General features: G+C 42.3%; 17 protein-coding genes and 5 tRNA genes. 7 read left to right on the forward strand and 15 right to left on the reverse strand.

Features of this window, described 5'->3' with window-relative positions; translation table 11 throughout:
- Positions 1 to 13: 13 nt before the first annotated feature.
- From ribF to RM556_RS10995, 3 genes are all read right to left on the reverse strand, one after another.
- Positions 14 to 982: a bifunctional riboflavin kinase/FAD synthetase gene (ribF, locus tag RM556_RS10985; protein WP_311362731.1), complete on the reverse strand. Its 969-nt coding sequence runs from the start codon at positions 980 to 982 to the stop codon at positions 14 to 16.
- A 95-nt stretch (positions 983 to 1,077) separates the two neighbouring features.
- Positions 1,078 to 2,631: a murein biosynthesis integral membrane protein MurJ gene (murJ, locus tag RM556_RS10990; RefSeq protein WP_311374594.1), complete on the reverse strand. Its 1,554-nt coding sequence runs from the start codon at positions 2,629 to 2,631 to the stop codon at positions 1,078 to 1,080.
- 66 nt (positions 2,632 to 2,697) lie between these two features.
- Positions 2,698 to 3,126, reverse strand: coding sequence for a CBS domain-containing protein (locus tag RM556_RS10995; RefSeq protein WP_311374595.1), 429 nt, complete (start codon positions 3,124 to 3,126; stop codon positions 2,698 to 2,700).
- Between the two features lie 184 nt (positions 3,127 to 3,310).
- Here RM556_RS10995 and rpsT point away from each other — a divergent pair, with 184 nt between their 5' ends.
- Both rpsT and RM556_RS11005 read left to right on the forward strand, forming a co-directional pair.
- Entirely contained in the window at positions 3,311 to 3,571 is a 261-nt protein-coding gene (rpsT, locus tag RM556_RS11000) for a 30S ribosomal protein S20 (RefSeq protein ID WP_311362734.1), read from the forward strand.
- Positions 3,572 to 3,790: 219 nt separating this feature from the next.
- Positions 3,791 to 5,521: a lysophospholipid acyltransferase family protein gene (locus tag RM556_RS11005; RefSeq protein WP_311374690.1), complete on the forward strand. Its 1,731-nt coding sequence runs from the start codon at positions 3,791 to 3,793 to the stop codon at positions 5,519 to 5,521.
- 482 nt (positions 5,522 to 6,003) lie between these two features.
- Here RM556_RS11005 and RM556_RS11010 read toward each other — a convergent pair whose 3' ends face one another.
- The 6 genes from RM556_RS11010 to tig form a co-directional block, all read right to left on the reverse strand.
- Positions 6,004 to 7,896 (reverse strand): SurA N-terminal domain-containing protein, encoded by a 1,893-nt coding sequence (locus RM556_RS11010; RefSeq protein ID WP_311362735.1) that lies wholly within the window; start codon positions 7,894 to 7,896, stop codon positions 6,004 to 6,006.
- Between the two features lie 199 nt (positions 7,897 to 8,095).
- Complete coding sequence (gene hupB / locus RM556_RS11015) at positions 8,096 to 8,368, reverse strand: nucleoid-associated protein HU-beta (protein WP_311362736.1); 273 nt, start codon at positions 8,366 to 8,368, stop codon at positions 8,096 to 8,098.
- A 296-nt stretch (positions 8,369 to 8,664) separates the two neighbouring features.
- A complete protein-coding gene (lon, locus tag RM556_RS11020; RefSeq protein ID WP_311362737.1) occupies positions 8,665 to 11,013 on the reverse strand; it encodes an endopeptidase La in 2,349 nt (782 codons plus the stop codon).
- Between the two features lie 162 nt (positions 11,014 to 11,175).
- On the reverse strand, positions 11,176 to 12,453 hold the full coding sequence (gene clpX / locus RM556_RS11025) for an ATP-dependent protease ATP-binding subunit ClpX (RefSeq protein ID WP_311362924.1): 1,278 nt from the start codon (positions 12,451 to 12,453) through the stop codon (positions 11,176 to 11,178).
- A gap of 96 nt (positions 12,454 to 12,549) precedes the next feature.
- Positions 12,550 to 13,182 carry an ATP-dependent Clp endopeptidase proteolytic subunit ClpP gene (gene clpP, locus RM556_RS11030; protein ID WP_311362738.1) on the reverse strand — a complete coding sequence of 211 codons (633 nt, stop codon included), beginning with the start codon at positions 13,180 to 13,182 and terminating at the stop codon, positions 12,550 to 12,552.
- 96 nt (positions 13,183 to 13,278) lie between these two features.
- Positions 13,279 to 14,583 (reverse strand): trigger factor, encoded by a 1,305-nt coding sequence (tig, locus tag RM556_RS11035; protein ID WP_311362739.1) that lies wholly within the window; start codon positions 14,581 to 14,583, stop codon positions 13,279 to 13,281.
- A gap of 303 nt (positions 14,584 to 14,886) precedes the next feature.
- On the opposite strand from tig, the gene RM556_RS11040 reads away from it, so the two are divergent.
- Positions 14,887 to 15,105: a hypothetical protein gene (locus RM556_RS11040; protein WP_311362740.1), complete on the forward strand. Its 219-nt coding sequence runs from the start codon at positions 14,887 to 14,889 to the stop codon at positions 15,103 to 15,105.
- A gap of 122 nt (positions 15,106 to 15,227) precedes the next feature.
- On the opposite strand, the gene RM556_RS11045 is transcribed toward RM556_RS11040, so the two are convergent.
- From RM556_RS11045 to RM556_RS11065, 5 genes are all read right to left on the reverse strand, one after another.
- A tRNA-Pro gene (locus RM556_RS11045) sits at positions 15,228 to 15,304 on the reverse strand.
- A gap of 35 nt (positions 15,305 to 15,339) precedes the next feature.
- Positions 15,340 to 15,424: transfer RNA gene (locus tag RM556_RS11050), tRNA-Leu, on the reverse strand.
- A 75-nt stretch (positions 15,425 to 15,499) separates the two neighbouring features.
- A tRNA-His gene (locus RM556_RS11055) sits at positions 15,500 to 15,575 on the reverse strand.
- 45 nt (positions 15,576 to 15,620) lie between these two features.
- Positions 15,621 to 15,697: transfer RNA gene (locus tag RM556_RS11060), tRNA-Arg, on the reverse strand.
- Positions 15,698 to 15,717: 20 nt separating this feature from the next.
- Positions 15,718 to 15,794: transfer RNA gene (locus RM556_RS11065), tRNA-Pro, on the reverse strand.
- Positions 15,795 to 16,006: 212 nt separating this feature from the next.
- On the opposite strand from RM556_RS11065, the gene folD reads away from it, so the two are divergent.
- From folD to tsaA, 3 genes are read left to right on the forward strand one after another with little or no spacing between them, the layout of a single operon-like run.
- On the forward strand, positions 16,007 to 16,894 hold the full coding sequence (folD, locus tag RM556_RS11070) for a bifunctional methylenetetrahydrofolate dehydrogenase/methenyltetrahydrofolate cyclohydrolase FolD (RefSeq protein WP_311362741.1): 888 nt from the start codon (positions 16,007 to 16,009) through the stop codon (positions 16,892 to 16,894).
- Position 16,895: 1 nt separating this feature from the next.
- The gene (locus RM556_RS11075; protein ID WP_311362742.1) at positions 16,896 to 17,453 is read left to right on the forward strand and encodes a DUF1415 domain-containing protein; all 558 of its coding nucleotides are present in this window, start codon (positions 16,896 to 16,898) and stop codon (positions 17,451 to 17,453) included.
- A gap of 30 nt (positions 17,454 to 17,483) precedes the next feature.
- Positions 17,484 to 18,203 carry a tRNA (N6-threonylcarbamoyladenosine(37)-N6)-methyltransferase TrmO gene (tsaA, locus tag RM556_RS11080; protein ID WP_311374596.1) on the forward strand — a complete coding sequence of 240 codons (720 nt, stop codon included), beginning with the start codon at positions 17,484 to 17,486 and terminating at the stop codon, positions 18,201 to 18,203.
- Positions 18,204 to 18,210: 7 nt separating this feature from the next.
- Here tsaA and RM556_RS11085 read toward each other — a convergent pair whose 3' ends face one another.
- Positions 18,211 to 18,738 (reverse strand): hypothetical protein, encoded by a 528-nt coding sequence (locus tag RM556_RS11085; protein WP_311374597.1) that lies wholly within the window; start codon positions 18,736 to 18,738, stop codon positions 18,211 to 18,213.
- Positions 18,739 to 19,114: 376 nt separating this feature from the next.
- Here RM556_RS11085 and RM556_RS11090 point away from each other — a divergent pair, with 376 nt between their 5' ends.
- Entirely contained in the window at positions 19,115 to 20,824 is a 1,710-nt protein-coding gene (locus tag RM556_RS11090) for a proline--tRNA ligase (protein ID WP_311374598.1), read from the forward strand.
- The last annotated feature ends 6 nt before the right edge of the window (positions 20,825 to 20,830 follow it).

Genomic DNA, 20,830 nt, shown 5'->3' on the forward strand with positions numbered 1-20,830 from the left:
TTCCACTTCTATTTTATTGTTGTACGACAGAATGAGCTTCTGTTTTGTCTGTTTCACTGAGCAAGCTTACAAACTCTTTGGCTGCTTCAGCATCTTTTGCTATTTGTTGTTTTAGAGCATCGAAATTATCAAAACGTTTTTCGCTTCGAATTTTCTTCAATACCGCTACCTCTATCAAAGTGCCATACAAATCTTCATGAAAATCGAAGATGTGCACCTCCAACTGAGATCGAGTGCCATTTACTGTGGGTCTGTTCCCAATGTTCGCAACGCCGTAATACGTCGAGCCTTGTATGAGGACCTTAACGGCGAATACACCTGCGACTGGTGATTTACAGCGTTTAAGTAGGACGTTAGCAGTAGGAAACCCTATCGTACGTCCTTTCTTATCGCCGTGATTTACTTTCCCTGCTATTGCAAAGTCGCGACCCAGCATCTGTTTTGCAAGTCCAAACTGATTACTCGCCAGTGCTTGACGAATTTCTGTGGAGCTTATACGACACTCAGCTAGTTTGAAGCTTGCCGTGCTAACAACCTCAAAATCGTGTTGCCGGCCTGCCGTTTCTAAAAAAGCGAAGTCGCCGATCCGTTGTCTACCAAATCGAAAATCATCACCTACAACCAAAAACTGAATACCAAGCTGCTTCACTAGTAAATCAAAAACAAATTCGTCTGCGCTCATACTAGCAAACTCAGTGTTAAATCTGACGCAAATTAAACGGTCAATCCCCAACGCCTTAAACATTTGATATTTATCGCGGAAACGCGAGAGTCGAGCAGGTGCATTATCTTTTGCGAAAACTTCTTCGGGCTGAGGTTCAAATATCATTACACTTGCAGGAAGGCCTAGTGCTCTTGCTTTTTCGACAAGGTTCACCAAAACCGCTTGATGGCCTTTATGCACGCCATCAAATTTTCCAATTGTAAGTACACAACCTCGATGATGATCGCGCACATTGTGCAAACCTCGAATTAACTCCAAACCGCCTCGCCTGAGCATACAATTTTAAAGCGCTCGATTATAGCCGACCCGCACCTGAATACCAATGCTTATAGGCGATCTAAGCTAAGTTTATTTTATTTTATTTTTTCAACGATTAACTGTGCTGGTCGAATACCAAACAGTAAAAGGGCAAGGACATACACTGCTATGCCACTGCCTATCAGTAAACCTAAATCACGTACTCTTGGCCCTAAGCCATTGCTTTGCCATTCAAAGTTTTGTTTAAGCACAAAAAGAACTGCTCCCATGAGTAGTGATGTGATAAGCACCTTACCCACAAAAAGTGCTGAAGAAGCAGAGACTCTGTAAACCCCTGTTTTATGTAAGTTGATGTAAAGTAGCAAGGCGTTGAGTGTCCCTGACAAGGCTGTTGCCATCGCCAGGCCGATATATCCGAAAGGAATCGCTAAAATCAGGTTAAACACCATATTGCAGACCATGGTGATAATCCCGTATTTTACTGGGGTTTTAGTGTCTTGTCGTGAGTAAAAGGCCGGTGCGAATATTTTCACCAACATGAAACTCAATAGTCCGCTGCCGTACGCCATCAAGCTATATGAAGCCATTGTGGCGTCATTCAGAGTAAACTCGCCTCGTTGAAATATTACCAGTAACAGAGGTTCAGCAATTAATACCAATGCCGTTGCAGCGGGGATCCCAAGTAAACAGATAATTTTAAAAGCCCAATCTAGGTTATTTTTGAATGCGGCAGGATCATTGCCAACGTGGTTGCGACTAAGCGTCGGTAAGATAACCGTTGCGATTGCGATCCCAAATAAGCCTAATGGGAATTCAAGGAGCCTGTCGCTGTAATAAAGCCAACTTATTGAGCCCACTTGGTCCAAAAAAGTAGCGATTAAGGTATCTAAGAGCAAGTTTATTTGGCTTACTGAGACACCGAATAGCGCGGGGATCATTAAGGTTCGGACCTTTACTACTTTGGGATCTTTCCAACCCCATCTTGGTCTTTTCAATAAACCGGCCCGATATAGAAATGGTAATTGGAAGCCAAGCTGAACAATGCCACCGATGAAGACTCCCCATGCTAGCGCAAACGCCGGCTCATCCAGCATAGGACCAAGAAAAATGGCACAGATAATAATACTAATATTCAATAAGACAGGCGTAAACGCAGCCACAGCGAATTGATTGAGCGTATTTAGCACCGCACCTACCAAACCCGCTAACGAAATAAAAAAGATATACGGAAAAGTAATTTTAAGCATCGCCGATGCCAAAACAAAGTTATCGGCTTTATCACCGTCATTGAGATAATCTAAAAACCAACCCCCACCAAAAATCGCGGCTAATACGGGTGAAAAAATAACGCCCACGATAGCGGTAATAAAAACAATGGCACCGAGCGTGCCAGAAACTCTTGCTACAAAGTCTTGCATCGCCTTTTCATCGTTCTCTGCCTTCACCTCGGTGAGCACTGGAACGAAAGCCTGTGCAAATGCGCCTTCGGCAAATAAGCGTCTCAAAAAATTAGGAATTTTGTTCGCGAAGAAAAAAACGTCAGCTGCCGCACCAGCACCAAGAAAATTAGCGACAACAACATCTCTGACTAAGCCGAGTATCCTCGACAAAAATGTCATAGCACTTACCACTATCCCTGATTTCAACATCTTAGAGCACTAACCTATTTGTTATTAAGAGTACGATTACTCTCAATGATTGAGCCTTGCCGAGTATTACGCTTGTTTTTCGAGCAATCGAATTGATAGTTTTACAAAATCAGATGAACTAATAATCCCAACCAACTTATTGTCTGCATCAATACAAGGTAAGCAACCATGTTTATTGTTCAGAAAAAAAGTAGCTACTTCTTGCACATCTTGCTCTGGGTAGACTGAGACAAATTCTGTATCTGCAATATCTATTGCCAACGTCTTCATCTCTTGTTCGTTTAGGGCATCGATACCATATTGCGTCAAAATACTGATTACCCGCGCAATCATTGCTTTCTGCGTTACCACTCCCATCAGCTCTTGGGTTTCATTATTCACGATTGGTAAGTGTCGAATCCCTTTTGCCTTGGACAGATCATGCGCGTTTTTCATCGTGTTTAATTGATTCAGCGTAACGACTTTGGTCGTCATAATATCCGCAACTGTAAGCATCACATTTAGCCTCGAGAAGTAATTGAACAAGCTGGAGAATGACTACATCTTCGCATTTTTTATTCTATGCTATCAATAATTCATTTATTTTATCATTTCGCATGCATTTTAATTGACAGTAAGCTTGAAAAACTGGATAATCCGCACCCTCAATTTTGACATGAATTTATTTAGGAGTTACACCTTGGCTAACATTAAGTCTGCTAAGAAACGTGCAATTCAAGCTGAGAAGCGTCGCCAGCATAATGCAAGCCGTCGCTCCATGACTCGTACGTGCATAAAGAAAGTTCTCGCTGCTATTGAAGCTGGCGATAAAGAAGCTGCTCAAGCAGCATTTACTGCAGCAGTGCCAGTGCTTGACCGCATGGCGACTAAAGGCCTTATTCATAAGAATAAAGCTGCTCGCCACAAGAGCCGTCTTAACGCACAAGTTAACGCTCTTTAATCTACCCCACTGCTGCTACTCGCAGTAAGAAGATAGATAGTAAAACATTATGAAAAACGCCTTATGGGCGTTTTTTTTTGCCTTGTATTCCAAAGTCATGGTTCACAAACACAGGCCACAAGCGCAGCACTTGTCACACTTGTTTCAAATAAACGTCACCCAAACGTCATAGAGCCAAACTACTCTCCCTATCATCTATACTCAATTCTTTTGCGATTTATGTTTTCTGTTGAGCACCTTATTGAAGAACACTATCCCGGTTTGCGTAAGCACACAGCTGTTTACAAACCTCTGAGCTCATTCCTACGATACCTTTTACATGAGAACGATGCCCAAGCTTTTGCCCGTCAATACGGTCATTTACAAGGGATCGATTTCGTAGAGCAAATACTCGATTATTTCACATTCCGTTTTTCGGTAAGCGATATAGAAAAAGAGAGGATCCCAAGTGAAGGTAAGCTTGTGATTGTTGCCAACCATCCCATTGGCTCACTTGACGCCCTAGCCTTAATAAAGCTGATTAGTGACGTTCGCAAAGACCTAAAAGTGGTGGCGAATGAGATGCTAATGGCATTGAACCCTCTACATTCTATTCTACTGCCTGTCAATAATATGCAAGGGAACACGGCTAAACAAAACCTAAGACTGATCAATAAGCACCTAGATTCTGATGGTGCGGTCTTGATATTTCCTGCAGGCGAAGTCTCTCGTTTAAGACCACAGGGAGTTCGCGATAGCAAATGGAAAAAAGGGTTTCTTCGCATGGCGAAACAAACACGCTCTCCAATCTTGCCAGTGTTTATTAACGCTAAGAACTCGCCGTTATTTTACGGCGTATCCATGTTATTCAAACCCGCCGCAACGAGTTTGTTAGTAAGGGAGATGTTTAAGAAAAAACATCAGCACATCAAACTACATGTCGGTGAGCTCATCCCAGTTGAAGCATACTTGCATAGCAATATCCAGGCTAAGGAACAAGTAAACCTGTTCAGAAAGCATGTATATCGCTTAGGTACTCAAAAACCAAGTCTGTTCAAGACACAATCGGCACTGGCACTACCTGAAGACAGACGCCACCTTAGAAAAGCGATTCTTAATGATTGTGAAAGCTTAGGGGAAACGCCAGATAATAAAAAGATTCTGCTTTACCGTCATACTGGTTCGAATCCTATTATGCGTGAAATTGGTCGACTGCGTGAAATTGCTTTTCGTGCTGTTGGAGAAGGCTCTAATAGTCGCCGAGACATTGATGCCTTTGATTATCACTACTTGCATCTCATTCTCTGGGACGACAATGACTTAGAAATAGCTGGCGCATATCGCCTTGGTGATGCAAGTGTATTAACACAAGAGAAACATCCTACTGGTCTCTATTCTGCAAGTTTGTTTGATTACCAAGCACCGATGCAATCTATCTTCAAAGAGGGATTAGAGCTAGGCAGAAGCTTTGTTCAACCAAAATATTGGGGAAAACGCAGCCTCGACTATTTATGGTTGGGTATAGGCGCTTTTATGACAAAGTATCCTAAATATAGATATTGTTTCGGACCTGTGAGTATATCAAATGCACTACCAGCTAGCGCATTAGCGCTGCTGGTTCAGTTCTATAGTAAATATTTTCCATCCAACGAGAACTTTGCGAACGCTAAATTACCCTTCATACCGAGTACTGACTCCCTATACGACTTCCATGGCAATGACTACATGGAGGAATTTAAAGTACTCAAAAGTGTTCTGGCTAATATGAATACGACGATACCTACGCTACTAAAGCAATATGCAGATATATGCGAAGATAAGGGGGTCTGTTTTGCCGCTTTTAACGTTGACCCCGACTTTAACTATTGCGTAGATGGTTTGATTATTATGGACTCCACTCGCCTTACTAAAAGTAAACGTAAACGCTATATGCCGTCGAAATTTGAAGGCGACATGCAGATTCAAGAATAAACGAACGGAATCTTTGCTCCATATACAACTCTTTTTCGTATAATATTCTAAGTAATAAAAAGTAGCCAAAACAGATTAATTTGAACGTCATCAAAGATGTTCAATAATGTTATGATAGATGCGCTTTAGGCTCTTATTAATCTTGGCTTAGTGTACATAAAGGAGTGAGTAAGCTTGTTTAAGTTTTTATTTTTAATTCCAATAGTGCTTTGTATTATCTGGATAGCTTACTTGCGGTCTAGGGGCTTTAGCCTTGGGCAAGGTAAGCAAGGTTTTATTTATATTATCGTTGTATCAGCAACAATACTGGCAGCATTCGCAACACTCATGTTTTTGTTGTGACTTTAACTCCATACGAGCAAAGTTCGACTCTAGTCACGCCTTAATGAGCCTATCTCAGCTCTTTGCGGCAAATAAAAAAATACCGCTTCAAATGAGCGGTATTTTTATATTCAGGGGCTATAGCCTAGTCATGCGACCTATTAACGCTGGATTTTTTCAATCTCTGCTTCGCTCAATAGAGCAGCAACGAAGTTATCGAATGACTGGCGACTAAAGTTATTGGCTAACCCATCAGAAGTTGCGGTCAACTCTTCAGCTTCCACGTCGTTAACAGGAGTCACAGACTCAAGTTCAACAATGCCGATATCGCCGTTATTTAGTGTCACAACAGAGATATTCTGCTGATCAACTGGTGCTAATGAGAATATCGCCTTTGACACTTCTTGAGGAACGTCGGCACCGAAACGAGCAATGTTTTCATTTACCTGCACATCGATAGACTTCTCGCTCAATTTCTCACTAATATCTTCACCTGCTAACAAAGAAACTTTTATTTCTTCAGCCCATGCTAACGCTGCTTCTTGGCTTTTCTCAGCACTCAAACGGCTCACTATTGTTGCTTTGACTTCTTCTAAGCTCAATGTGCGCTGGGGCTTGTGCTCTTTAACTCTAACGACCATGATTTTCTCGTCGTTTAGCGTCAGTAGTTCGCTATTCAAACCATCTTCAATCAATTCAGTACTGAATGCTACGTTTGCTACCTGTGGATAATCAACGGAAGCCGGGTAAGCATTTGAAGCAAAGAACGCTGTTTCAATAATAGGTCTATTTGCTACGTTTGAAACTCGCTCTAAGCTATCTGGAGATTCGAAAGCAGCACTTGCAATAGCTTCTTGCAAACCAAAATAAGTCTCGGTCGCTTTGTCTTTTAGCATAAATTCAGTGATTTCAGCTTCAACGTCCTCAAATGGCGTTGTAACCTGAGGTTTTAAGTCGGTTAATTTGATTATGTGATAACCGAACTCAGTCTTCACTAATGGGCTAATATCTCCGGTGTTTTCGATTGCAAATACGGCATCTTCAAAAGAAGCACTCCAATCCCCACGAACGATATAGTCCAAGTCACCACCAACTTCAGCACTCACAATATCAGCTGACTCTTGTTCTGCAATCGCAGCAAAGTCTGCATCATCAGCTTTCACGCTAGCCAATACTTCTTCTGCTTTCGCTTTTGCATCTGCTTCATCATCACCAAACTCAATCAGGATGTGTGACACTCTGCGTTCTTCATCTGTTTGATATGCACGGATATTTTCTTGGTAGTTGCTTAGTACTTCTTCAGGGGTGACTGATTCATTAGCAATTAGGTCGTCTACAGAAACACTCACATAGGCCAACTTCACTTGCTCTTGAGTATCGAAATCACTTAAATTTGCTTGGTAATATGTATCGATTTCTTCATCACTAATTTCGACGTCTGTCGCAAAATCAGCAGCCTTCACCACGATAGTTTTCGCAGAGCGCGTTTGTTGCTGAAGTTTCAAAATATTGGCAACTTCTTGCTCAAGGCTAAAGCTAGAAGAATTAAGAGTAGAACTTAGCTGCTCTGTTGTCATCTGCTTACGCATGTAGTCTCTAAAAGAAGCTGGTGTGAAGCCTTGGCGTTGAATCGTTGCTTTAAATGTTTCGTTGTCAAATTGGCCGGCAATTTTAAAAGCATCAATTGCAAAAATAGCGTTTTTGATCTGCTCATCACTCACTCTCAGGCCCATCTCTTCAGCTTTTTGCTCAACTAGCTTTTCAGAGATCAGCTGGTCAAGGACTTGTCCTTTGAAGTCAGCAAGGTAAGCTTCGTTAGCAAAAGCTGCAGCTACCTGCTCGCCAAATTGCTGCTCCATTCGAGCACGCTGGTTTTGATAGGCAACTTCGACATCTTGTACGGTGATTTCTTCGCCATTTACTGTTGCCGCTGCTTCGCTTGTTGAGCCACCGAGGTAACTACCTACACCGGTAACAGCAAAACTGATAATAATTAAGCCGACAATCGTCATGGCTAAAGGGCCTTGTGACCCTTCTCTGATTCTTTCTAGCATGAGTTAAAACAACCTTGTAAAACTAATGTGTAATACTGCTGAACGCGCTTTAATCTGTCGCGATGTTGACGTTCTGCGCGAGGCGGACATTATACCTTTAGATAAGGTGTTACGCGACTATTACAAGCTTTTTTACTTAATAAAAATAAAAAAGGCGATGGACTAGCCATCGCCTTTTTCTATGTAAAACTAATTTTTCTTAGTTAACAGCGTCTTTTAGTGCTTTACCAGCCTTAAATGAAGGTACTTTAGCAGCAGCAATCTGGATAGTCTCACCAGTTTGTGGGTTACGGCCGCTACGTGCAGCGCGCTCACGAACTGAGAATGTACCGAAACCGACAAGTGCTACTTGGTCGCCATCTTTAAGTGCAGAAGTAACTGCGTCAGTGAAAGCATCTAATGCACGACCTGCAGCAGCTTTAGAAATATCTGCGCTAGCAGCAATGTTATCGATTAGTTGAGACTTGTTCACAATATGATCCCCTTTGTTTTTTATTATATTGCTTAAATGCAAAATTATATTGTCTAAAAGTTATAACAATCTTGAAGTAGAACTTCAAGCAATGATTAACAATTTTTTAACTTCCTAGTAAATCGCTTGCTATCCCTTTCGTGACAAGGCCTTAAGCGAGTACAGATGTAAAGGTAGCATAACTGCAGAGCATGTGAAGCCCTAAAATTTAAAAAAAGTAAAAAAATCGCAATTTTTTTGCCATTTCTGGCGAAAATTCGGCCAGTTGCCAACTTTCAGCAACCGCCAAATATAAATTAGGATAAAACTTCTACGCTATCAATCGGCTCCTGAAGCGCTAAACTTAGCACTTCATCGATCCATTGCACTGGATGAATATCTAAATCACCAATGACGTTTGCTGGAATTTCCTCCAAGTCACGCTCGTTATCTTTTGGAATAACAACCGTTTTTATGCCACCGCGATGTGCAGCCAATAGTTTCTCTTTTAAACCACCGATTGCAAGCACTTCGCCACGAAGCGTAATCTCACCCGTCATGGCTACATCGCACTTAACCGGATTCCCCGTGAGCGATGATACAAGCGCAGTACACATACCAATACCCGCACTAGGACCATCTTTCGGAGTAGCCCCTTCAGGAACATGCACATGGATATCACGTTTTTCATGGAAGTCGCTATTAATTCGCAGCTTTTCAGCTCTCGAACGTACAACAGTCATGGCTGTTTTAATTGATTCTTGCATCACATCGCCTAAGCTACCGGTAAAGGTCGTTTTACCCTTACCAACGACAGATGTTGTTTCAATTGTTAGCAAATCGCCACCCACTTGAGTCCATGCTAAACCAGTCACCTGGCCAACCTGATTGCTCTTGTCTGCTTTACCATAGTCAAAACGTTGCACACCCAGGTAGTCTTTCAAGTTTTCTTGATTAACAACAACCTGCTTAGTCCCTTTGTTAAGAAGGATATGCTTCACCGCTTTTCGACAAATTTTAGAAATTTCTCGCTCTAAGCTACGCACACCGGCTTCACGGGTATAATAGCGGATAATTCCGATAATGGCTGACTCTTCAATTAACAACTCTTTTTCTTTCAGACCATTTCTTGAAATTTGCTTACCAATCAAATGACGAGTCGCAATATTCAGCTTCTCATCTTCGGTATAACCGGCAAGACGAATCACTTCCATTCTGTCTAATAGAGGACCGGGAATATTCATACTGTTTGAGGTCGCAACAAACATCACATCAGATAAGTCGTAGTCAACCTCCAAGTAGTGGTCACTAAAACTAGCATTCTGCTCTGGATCTAAGACTTCGAGTAATGCAGAAGATGGGTCACCGCGCATGTCAGACGACATCTTATCGATTTCATCTAGTAAGAATAGCGGGTTTTTAACACCTACTTTTGACATCTTCTGGATGAGCTTGCCTGGTAACGAACCGATATAAGTCCGTCGATGCCCACGAATTTCAGCTTCATCTCTAACGCCACCCAAAGCCATACGCACATACTTTCGGCCAGTTGCTTTGGCAATTGATTGACCTAAAGACGTTTTACCCACGCCAGGAGGACCAACTAAACAAAGAATAGGACCTTTTAATTTTTTAACTCGTTGTTGTACGGCAAGGTATTCAACAATGCGCTCTTTGACTTTCTCAAGACCATAATGGTCGTTGTCTAACACTGCTTCTGCTTTACCTAAGTCTTTTTTGACCGCACTGCGCTTGTGCCAAGGTACTGAAGATAACCAATCGATATAACTTCGGACAACGGTAGCCTCAGCAGACATCGGAGACATCATTTTCAATTTCTGCAATTCTGCATCCGCTTTCTTCTTCGCGTCTGCGGGCATTTTTGCTTCTTCTATCTTCTTAGCAAGCGCCTCGAATTCATCAGGTGCTTCATCTAACTCACCTAACTCTTTCTGAATCGCCTTCATTTGTTCGTTCAGGTAATACTCGCGTTGGCTTTTTTCCATCTGTTTTTTTACGCGGGTTCTAATTTTCTTCTCGACCTGAAGTAAATCAATCTCACCTTCCATCAGTGCCATAAGGTACTCAAGGCGCTCGACAATAGAATTCATTTCCAATACTTTTTGCTTTTCGACAAGCTTCAAAGGCATATGAGCAGCCATAGTGTCAGCAAGGCGAGCTGCGTCCTCAATGCCATTGAGAGAAGTTAATACTTCTGGTGGAATTTTCTTATTGAGCTTTACATAACCTTCAAATTGAGAGACCGAGGAGCGAATCAATACTTCTTGTTCGGCTTCATCAATGACTTCGGGTTCAAGCGCATTAATTTCACCGGTAAAGAACGGGGCCGTTTCGGTATATTTCTCAATATTACCTCGAATATTTCCTTCCACGAGGACTTTTACAGTGCCATCAGGCAATTTTAACAATTGAAGGATGGTAGCAATGGTGCCGACGGAGTAAATCTCTTCGGTTGTTGGTTCGTCAATGCTCGCATCTTTTTGAGCGACCAAAAATATTTGTTTATCGTTTTCCATTGCCGCTTCTAAACATTGGATAGACTTCTCTCTACCTACGAATAAAGGGATCACCATGTGTGGATAAACGACCACATCTCGTAAGGCCAATATAGGCATTACTCTGAGATTTGTTAGCTCAGTTGTCATATTTCTCTCTTGTGTTTACTCATGCTTGTTTATATGGGGCTTTACCAGCAAAGTTCAAACCAAAAAAACAAAAACATCAAAAAAAATCAAAAATGAATAAAAAAAGGCCGACTTGTGATTACAGAGTCGACCTTTTTATTATCTTCAAAGTATGCAACTTAACTATTCAGATGCTACTTTTTTGTCTTGTCCACTTTCATACATCAATAATGGCTTAGATTCGCCACGAATAACAGCTTCATCGATCACTACTTTGCTAACTTCCGGCATCGATGGTAAGTCATACATAGTATCTAGTAACACGGCTTCGACAATAGAACGGAGTCCACGAGCCCCCGTTTTACGCTGCATCGCTTTAGATGCGATAGCGTGTAAGGCATCATCTCTGAACTCCAGCTCTGCATTTTCAAGAGCAAACAATGCACCATATTGTTTGGTGATCGCATTCTTTGGCTCTTTCAAGATCTGAATTAAAGCGTCTTCATTTAACTCTTCTAAGCTTGTAACAACCGGTAATCGGCCAATAAACTCTGGAATCAAACCGTATTTAACTAAATCTTCGGGTTCGACTTCCTTAAATAGTTGGCTCACGGCCTTCTTCTCAGCTGTAGACTTAACTTCAGCGCCAAAACCAATACCCGCACCTTTCGCTGCACGTTGCTCAATAACCTTATCTAAACCGGCGAATGCTCCACCACAAATAAATAGGATTTTTGAAGTATCAACCTGCAAAAACTCTTGCTGCGGATGTTTTCTGCCGCCTTGAGGTGGTACTGACGCAATTGTTCCTTCGATAAGTTTCAATAACGCTTGCTGAACACCTTCACCTGACACGTCACGAGTAATGGATGGATTGTCTGACTTGCGAGAAATTTTATCAATTTCATCGATGTAGACAATTCCGCGCTGCGCTTTTTCAGGATCATAATCACACTTTTGCAGCAGCTTTTGAATAATATTCTCAACGTCTTCACCAACATACCCAGCTTCAGTTAGGGTTGTAGCATCTGCCATGGTGAATGGAACGTCCAATAGACGCGCAAGGGTTTCAGCAAGCAAAGTCTTACCGCTACCAGTTGGGCCTATTAATAAGATATTACTTTTACCCAATTCTACGCCTTCATGCGTATCATTATTGCGTAAACGCTTATAGTGATTATAAACCGCTACAGCTAACACCTTTTTTGCATGCTCTTGACCGATTACATAATCGTCAAGATGTTTGTGAATTTCACTTGGAGTCGGCAAGGCATCCGCTTTTTGCTTTGGAGAAATCTCTTTGATTTCTTCGCGGATAATATCGTTGCATAACTCAACGCATTCATCACAGATGAATACGCTTGGGCCCGCAATCAGTTTGCGAACTTCGTGCTGGCTTTTACCACAGAACGAGCAATAGAGTAATTTACTATCACTGTCTTTTTCATGGTCATCACTCATAAACTTTGCCTTTTCTTCATACCCTACTTGGGCTTTCAGTATAAGTAGCGCCATACAACTCCGCGCTACTCATCACAACTATATTCTATATGGCGCTTAATCCGAGCTTTTCAACACTTCGTTACGGTTTGCCATAATGGCGTCTACTAGCCCGTAATCAACTGACTCTTGAGCACTTAAGAAGTTATCACGATCAGTATCTTTAGCAACCTTTTCGTAAGGCTGCCCGGTGTTTTCTGACATTAAACGATTCATTTTCTCTTTAATAGACAGGATTTCACGTGCATGAATTTCAAAATCAGATGCCTGACCTTGGAAACCACCCAAAGGCTGATGAATCATTACGCGAGAGTTGGGCAAACAATAACGCTTACCTTTTGCTCCAGCAGTCAGCAGGAATGCTCCCATACTCGCAGCCTGTCCAATACACACGGTGCTCACGTCGGGTTTGATAAAATTCATTGTGTCGTATATTGCCATTCCAGCAGTGACTGAACCGCCCGGCGAGTTAATATACAAGAAGATATCTTTTTCAGGATTCTCGGCTTCCAAAAATAACATTTGCGCGACGATCAAATTCGCCATGTGGTCTTCAACCTGCCCGACCATAAAAATAACGTTCTCTTTCAAAAGACGAGAATAGATGTCATAGGAACGTTCGCCACGGGCTGTTTGCTCAACAACCATTGGCACTAAGGCGCTTTGCGGATCAGTTATTATATTTGTCATAGTTCTCTTAAATAAAAATCTTCATAAAAAAAATGCCCGGATAATCCGAGCATTTAATCAGTTCATTGCCTGTTAAGTCAATTGTTGAAGAACAATTTAGGCGTTTTTGTTCATGATTTCGTCAAAAGCTTTCTTCACTTCTTTCACTTTTGCTTTTTCAAGAATCGCTTCAATCGCTTGCTCTTCTAATGCAAGGTTCTGCATTTGCTGCTTTAACTCGGCATTCGTCTGGTAATACTCGATTACTTCTTGCGGGTCTTCATAAGCAGAAGCCGCTGATTCGATAAGTGCTGTTACCTTCGCTTCGTCTGCTTCTAATTTATTGTCTTTGATAACTTCACCCAGCAACAAACCAATGCTTACACGGCGTTTAGCATTGTCTTGGAACAAATCAGCCGGCAACTCAGGAACTTGACCGCCTTGGCCTTGCTGCTCGAAGCGCTGTTTCGCTTGTTCACGCAACGCGTCGATCTCTTGATCAACTAATGCTTGAGGTAAATCTAGTTCGTTATTCTCTAATAAACCAGCAATTACGTTTTCTTTTACGGCTGCTTTCAAAGTTTGGTCTAGTTCGCGCTGCATGTTTTTCTTAACTTCAGCTTTAAGTGCGTCAACACCGCCCTCTTCTACACCGAACAACTTAGCGAACTCGTCATCAACTTTTGGTAAGTCAAGACCTTCCACTTTAGTCACGGTAATCGCAAATGATGCATCTTTACCTTTCAGTGCTTCAGCGTGATAATCTTCAGGGAAAGTTACGTCAGAAACAACTTCGTCACCCTTCTTAACACCTACCAATGGCTTTTCAAAGCCTGGGATCATTCTGCCTTTACCCAATTCTAAAGGGAAATCTTCAGCTTTTCCGCCGTCAAACTCTTCGCCGTCAATAGTACCAACAAAGTTCATTGTTACTTTGTCGTCTTTCTTAGCTTTACGCTTAACTTCTTTCCAAGATGCGTGTTGCTTTTGCAGCGTTTCCATCATGGTATCTAAATCTTTATCAGTGATTTCTACAACTGGCTTTTCGACCTTAATTTTGTCTAAGCCATTCACCTTCACTTCTGGATAAACTTCAAACGTTGCTACGAATTCTAAATCTTCACCATCAACATCTTTCGTCAAATCGAAAGTCGGCATACCTGCCGGAGTGATTTTCTCTTTCATGATCGCTTCGTAGAATTGACGCTGCATAACATCGCCAGCAACTTCTTGACGAACCGCTTGACCAAAACGTTTTTTGATAACGCTTACTGGTACTTTACCTGGACGAAAACCGTTAATACGTTGTGTTTTTGCTAATTGTTGTAAACGTGCTTTAACAGCGGTATCTACAGAATCTGCAGAAACGGTAATAGTAAGACGGCGTTCTAAACCTTGAGTCGTCTCGACTGACACTTGCATTGTTCTACCTCAACTTGCGCTTCGATGCGCTTTACATGATTCAACACTCTTTTGGGTTTAACCAAAGTGTTGCCGAATGTAGGCTTAAAACAAAACCTACATGAGTTTAAAAAAGGACGCGGAATTATACAGAGAGCGGCTCATAGAGTCGAGCGATTAAACCCAATTAATGAAAATTAATTGAATTAAGCACAATAAACGACCAAAAAGCAGCTCAAGTACGGGGTTAAAAGCCCCAAGGCACTAACAGCCTGCAGGCTTTTTGTTAGTGCCTTAGGGCTTTTGGGCTTTTGAGGTCCCTTCATGAAATATAATAAAGTGAATAAATGTTTGGACTTTGAAAGTATCACTCGACATGGATGTCGAGTGTTAAGCGCCCCATGGATGGGCTTGCAGCGTCTTTCAAAGTGTAAACGTTTATTCGCTTATATTTATGAAGGGACCTTAAAAGCGCTAAGCTCTAGACAGATGTCGAGTGTCAAGCGTCCCATGGATGGGCTTGAAGCGTCTTTCAAAGTGTAAACGTTTATTCGCTTATATTTCATAAAGGGGCCTAAAAAGCTCTACACGCGACAAAGCTGTAGCGTTGAGACGGACTATCAGAATTATTTATGAGTGTGGTGTAAATATGAAAATCGTAAAAGTGGTCGGTGAGATAGGATTCGAACCTACGACCCCCTGGACCCAAACCAGGTGCGCTACCAAGCTGCGCCACTCACCGACATTATTACTTTTTTGTGCGTTAAAGCACTTAGATGGTGCGGAAGGAGAGACTTGAACTCTCACGCCGTGAAGCACTGGAACCTAAATCCAGCGTGTCTACCAATTCCACCACTCCCGCAAAACTGTTGCCCTAAGGCTTGCCGTTGGCTCGAGAGTCGCGTTGACCTGACACTCTCAAACTGGGCAGAAAAAGTGGGGTGGACGATGGGGTTCGAACCCACGACCGCCGGAATCACAATCCGGAGCTCTACCAACTGAGCTACGCCCACCACTGTTTCTTAAACTTACAATTGCCACATCTGCTTAGACTCGCATGGCGCGTCCGGCAGGATTCGAACCTGCGACCACCCGCTTAGAAGGCGGGTGCTCTATCCAGCTGAGCTACGGACGCTCATCGAATCATGAAGCAAATGGTCGGTGAGATAGGATTCGAACCTACGACCCCCTGGACCCAAACCAGGTGCGCTACCAAGCTGCGCCACTCACCGAACAAAGTAACAGTAGAACACTACCGCTACGGGGGGCGCATATTACCGACTTGCCCTGTTATCGTCAAACACTTTTTGCGAGTAAATTGAGATTTTTTTCACTTGTTTAAAAAGCAGTCAGCTTTTGAACATTAAGCTGACATGACAGTATATTTTCAGCGCTGTTTTTAATACAATCGACGTCCTCCAGTTAAGCCACGACAGATATGAACATGACCGCGCATTTAATAGACGGCAAGAAAATTGCCAAACATGTAAGAGACAACGTACACGCTTACGTTGACACCCTCAAAGAAGCAAATAAAAGGATGCCTGGTTTAGCGGTTGTGTTAGTCGGCAATAACGAGGCGTCTAAGGTTTACGTAAGCAACAAAACCAAAGCGTGCGAAGAAGTTGGTTTCGTTTCAAGATCATACGACTTACCTGCTGACACAGACGAAAGTTCACTGCTATCCTTGGTCGATGAATTAAATGCAGACAACGAAATAGATGGCATTTTGGTTCAATTGCCTTTACCTGCAGGTTTGAATGCAGAAAAAGTGCTTGAAAGAATTCATCCGCACAAAGATGTTGACGGATTTCATCCTTATAACATCGGCCGACTAGCGCAACGTATGCCTGCGCTAAGACCGTGCACGCCGAAGGGCATCATGACAATGATTGAGGCTACCAAGCGTCCTGTGAAAGGTTTAGATGCCGTTATTGTTGGGGCGTCGAACATTGTTGGACGTCCAATGGGCCTAGAGTTGCTATTGGCTGGTTGCACAGTGACAACCTGCCATAAGTTTACTAAATCTTTAAAAGAACATGTAAAGCGCGCTGACTTACTGGTCGTTGCAGTAGGAAAACCGAATTTTATTCCAGGCGATTGGGTAAAAGAAGGTGCCATAGTCATTGATGTTGGCATCAATCGCTTGGATAACGGGAAGCTTACTGGCGATGTCGACTTTGATGTGGCAAGAGAACGAGCCGATTGGATAACACCCGTACCTGGCGGTGTTGGCCCAATGACAGTAGCTAGCTTGATCGAAAACACGCTGGAAGCTTATGTGAAATATCACTCTGCCGCCGCTAAAGCAGCAAAAGGGATATCTGAATAAGATGCAAACTAATGATGATGCGCGCGTAATTCAAAATACCTTGCATTGGGTCGACAAAGTGATTATCGGCGAAAACCTTTGTCCATTTGCTAAAAAAGAGAGAGAGCAGAAATCTATTCGGACACTGTGTTGTCGAGAAGAAGAAACTGCGTACACTTTGCAAACCTTACTGGATGAGCTTGTGTTTTTAGATAATAACTCACAGGTAGAAACGACACTTTTCATTTTACCCGACACATATCATGACTTTTTTGACTATCTTGATTTGGTCGATACGGCGAATAAACTTCTGCAAAGAGAGGATTATGAAGGTATCTATCAACTAGCTACATTTCATCCATCGTATTTGTTTGCAGATGCTCCGGCCGAAGATACAAGTCATTACACAAATCGTTCACCCTACCCTATGCTGCATATTATTAGAGAAGAGAGCTTAGAGAAAGCGCTCGAACGTTACCCTAACCCAGAACAAATCCCAGAAAGAAACATCAGTCACGCTCAAAAACTAGGTGCCCAATTTTTTAAACAAATATTGGCTTATGACAGCAGCAAACACTGATTCCAAGCAAGCGCTCCACTCGGGTTTATTATGACAAACTTAGTCGTTCGACCTATTGGGTCAATCACCACACCTTTTAGTCAAAAATTTGGTATCCCTCGGCAATCACAAGCATTGAGTAAAGCCAAAGGCTATATACAATTCGAAGCACATATCAATCCACAAAATGCGTGTCGAGGTTTAGACCAGTTTTCACACCTTTGGCTCAGCTTTTTGTTTCACGAAAACATTGAAGCGGGTTTCAGTGATACTGTGCGGCCCCCTCGTTTAGGAGGCAATGAAAAAATAGGTGTTTTTGCGAGCCGCAGTACCTTCAGACCTAACCCCATTGGTTTGTCTCTGGTAAGAAACAGAGGATTGAACAATAAGAAACAATTGGTTGTGGAAGGCGTGGACTTACTCAATCAAACTCCGATTATCGATATTAAACCTTATATAACATATGCAGATAATCCTACGCATTTGACAAACCATAACACTGAGTGTGTCTCCTCTGGCTATGCTGAAACCACGCCTGAGCTCGCGCAAGTCGTTGTAAACGAAAGCCTCAAAAAGCAATTGTCTGAGATAGAATGCGACAAACCTGGCTTTTTAGATCTACTTATCAACGTGTTAGAACAGGATCCACGGCCAGCCTACAGGAAGCGTAAGACGGATAATAAAACATATACTATCCGCCTATATAATTACGATATTACGTGGCAAGCACTCAATGGCGCTATACACGTTACTGAGATTTGGAGTAGGTGAAATTACCCTACGACTGCTCTGAAAAGGTTCTTTTCATCCAATTGGTCAACATTGAGCGCTGTTCAATATATGGTTGTTCAGCTCTATTAGAGGCTTTCATTGAATCTATCTTTAAGTTCTTCTTACCTTGAACAACATTGTTACCGTCAGCATCGACAACAGCATATTCGAATTGTAAGCGATGAAGTCGCGATAACTTGCCTCCCGGAATATCTAAGTTTCGGCCGTTCGTACTGAAATTTTGTGAAATACCATCGTTTACAAGAGGCAAAGTTGTCGTTTTATGCTTTGGAGTTCGGTCAATATCATCAGGTATCTCAATATTGACTATATTAATTTCTATACTGTGCCCGTGGGGCAGGTATTCCGCTAATTCGTCCTTGTAACTAGACAAGTACTTAACGACGTCTTGACTTCCTTTCACGGAAGCAGCGTCACTTAATTTGATGTTTACTGCAGTGTCTGATGCAGCAACGTTAAAACAAGTCGCTAAAGCAAATCCTACTGCTACCAACTTTGTTTTGATAAATTTCATAAATAATTCCTTTTTGAATAAAATAACCTCAAGCATTCACACATCCACTGGGCCAATAACCCTAGCTCGTGTAGCAAACGCGACGAATTTACTGTTTGAAATTTAGACTAAACCTAGTTCATTGTCAAACCACTAGCTCAGCTGTAAGGAAGGAAAAGCCACATAAACTTTCAACGCTCATGCTATCAGGAAGTCACTTAGCCAAGAGAGCAAATAAACAGATAAGTTATCCAAAACCGCTTAATAAAGCCGGCACGCTTGTTTAATATTCCATTATTCGCATTTTCTGCTTTTTACCAAGCCATGGGGCTGATAAACTCCTCGACATTCATGAGCTTCGGGCTCAGGCATCATAATATCAAGGTAAAATTAGAAAATGCGTACTTCCCAATACTTACTCGCCACCCAAAAGGAAACCCCTGCTGAAGCTGAAGTGATTAGTCACCAGTTAATGTTACGAGCAGGAATGGTCAGAAAGCTGGCATCAGGTTTGTATAATTGGTTACCGACGGGGCTACGTGTAGTAAATAAAGTGGCTGCAATCGTGCGAGATGAAATGAATAAAGCCGGTGCAATTGAAGTCTCTATGCCAGTTGTTCAGCCTGCAGATTTGTGGGTTGAGTCGGGTAGATGGGAAGATTATGGCCCAGAACTATTAAGAGTTAAAGATCGTCATCAACGCGACTTTGTCCTCGGTCCGACGCATGAAGAAGTCATTACTAACTTAGTTAAAAATGAAGTCAGTAGCTACAAGCAACTGCCTCTTAACTTGTATCAAATACAAACCAAATTCAGAGATGAGGTTCGCCCTCGCTTCGGTATTATGCGCAGTCGCGAGTTTATTATGAAGGACGCTTATTCGTTCCATATAGACGCGCAAAGCTTGGATGATACATATCAAATTATGCATCAAGCTTACTGCAATATTTTTGAGCGTATTGGGCTTGCATATCGCCCAGTCATCGCTGATTCAGGCTCTATTGGTGGAGCGGTTTCTCACGAATTCCATGTGCTTGCCGACTCAGGTGAAGATGATATTGCGCATAGCGATAATTCTGACTACGCTGCAAACGTCGAACTTGCTGAGGCGCTAGCTGTTGGTGAGGAACAGACTCCATCAGAAACTTTAGAAGTCATTGATACGCCAAATTTAAAAACCATCAATGCCCTAGTTGAAGCACGCGGTTTAGACATTAAGAAATCTGTAAAAACACTCATCGTAAAAGCAGATGAGCATAGCGAGCACGAATTTATTGCTTTGATTTTACGTGGCGACCATTCACTTAATGAAATTAAGGCAGAAAAACTAGCCTTAGTTGCAAGCCCCTTACAAATGGCTGATGAAACAGCGGTCAAAGCAACGTTAGGTTGTGGCTTTGGCTCCTTAGGCCCAGTAAAACTTGATATGCCAATTATTGTCGACCGTAGCGCAGAACGAGTCGTCGATTTTGTGTGTGGCGCAAACACAGATGAACAACACTACACCGGCGCCAATTGGCAACGTGATGTAGGGGAGTACGAAGTGACAGACCTACGAAATGTGGTCGCTGGCGATCCATCACCCGATGGCAAAGGCTCGCTATCAATCAGCAAAGGCATTGAAGTTGGGCACATTTTTCAACTTGGTGACAAGTACTCCAAAGCAATGAACTGTGGCGTTCTTACCGAATCAGGCAAGCATGATGTCTTGCAAATGGGTTGTTACGGTATTGGCGTTACTCGTATTGTTGCGGCCGCAATTGAACAGAATAATGATAAGTTTGGGATTATTTGGCCTGAGAGTATTGCCCCTTTCTCTGTCGTTATTATCCCGATGAATATGCATAAATCTCATCGAATCATGGAAGCTGCCGAAAACCTATATAAGCAGCTACAAGACGCTGGAATAGAAGTCTTGTTCGATGATCGCAAGGAACGCCCAGGTGTGATGTTTAATGACATGGAATTGATTGGCATACCTAACAGCATTGTAATTGGTGAGCGTAATCTAGATAATCAGCAAGTAGAATTTAAAAATAGAAAATCTGGTGAAAAAACGCTTCTAACTATTAGTGAGGTGTTGAACCACATTCAAACCCTAGGCTAGATCAAA

Origin of the sequence: Alteromonas sp. W364 (genome assembly GCF_031846205.1) — a bacterium.
Lineage (GTDB): Bacteria > Pseudomonadota > Gammaproteobacteria > Enterobacterales > Alteromonadaceae > Glaciecola > Glaciecola blandensis.

What these genes read in the sequence shown, in the direction of transcription:
- murJ (WP_311374594.1), bottom strand. Translation starts at nt 2,631, where the DNA reads ATGTTGAAATCAGGGATAGTGGTAAGTGCTATGACATTTTTGTCGAGG.
- RM556_RS10995 (WP_311374595.1), bottom strand. Translation starts at nt 3,126, where the DNA reads ATGCTTACAGTTGCGGATATTATGACGACCAAAGTCGTTACGCTGAAT.
- RM556_RS11005 (WP_311374690.1), top strand. Translation starts at nt 3,791, where the DNA reads ATGTTTTCTGTTGAGCACCTTATTGAAGAACACTATCCCGGTTTGCGT.
- RM556_RS11010 (WP_311362735.1), bottom strand. Translation starts at nt 7,896, where the DNA reads ATGCTAGAAAGAATCAGAGAAGGGTCACAAGGCCCTTTAGCCATGACG.
- lon (WP_311362737.1), bottom strand. Translation starts at nt 11,013, where the DNA reads ATGACAACTGAGCTAACAAATCTCAGAGTAATGCCTATATTGGCCTTA.
- clpX (WP_311362924.1), bottom strand. Translation starts at nt 12,453, where the DNA reads ATGAGTGATGACCATGAAAAAGACAGTGATAGTAAATTACTCTATTGC.
- clpP (WP_311362738.1), bottom strand. Translation starts at nt 13,182, where the DNA reads ATGACAAATATAATAACTGATCCGCAAAGCGCCTTAGTGCCAATGGTT.
- tig (WP_311362739.1), bottom strand. Translation starts at nt 14,583, where the DNA reads ATGCAAGTGTCAGTCGAGACGACTCAAGGTTTAGAACGCCGTCTTACT.
- RM556_RS11040 (WP_311362740.1), top strand. Translation starts at nt 14,887, where the DNA reads ATGAAATATAATAAAGTGAATAAATGTTTGGACTTTGAAAGTATCACT.
- folD (WP_311362741.1), top strand. Translation starts at nt 16,007, where the DNA reads ATGACCGCGCATTTAATAGACGGCAAGAAAATTGCCAAACATGTAAGA.
- RM556_RS11075 (WP_311362742.1), top strand. Translation starts at nt 16,896, where the DNA reads ATGCAAACTAATGATGATGCGCGCGTAATTCAAAATACCTTGCATTGG.
- tsaA (WP_311374596.1), top strand. Translation starts at nt 17,484, where the DNA reads ATGACAAACTTAGTCGTTCGACCTATTGGGTCAATCACCACACCTTTT.
- RM556_RS11085 (WP_311374597.1), bottom strand. Translation starts at nt 18,738, where the DNA reads ATGAAATTTATCAAAACAAAGTTGGTAGCAGTAGGATTTGCTTTAGCG.
- RM556_RS11090 (WP_311374598.1), top strand. Translation starts at nt 19,115, where the DNA reads ATGCGTACTTCCCAATACTTACTCGCCACCCAAAAGGAAACCCCTGCT.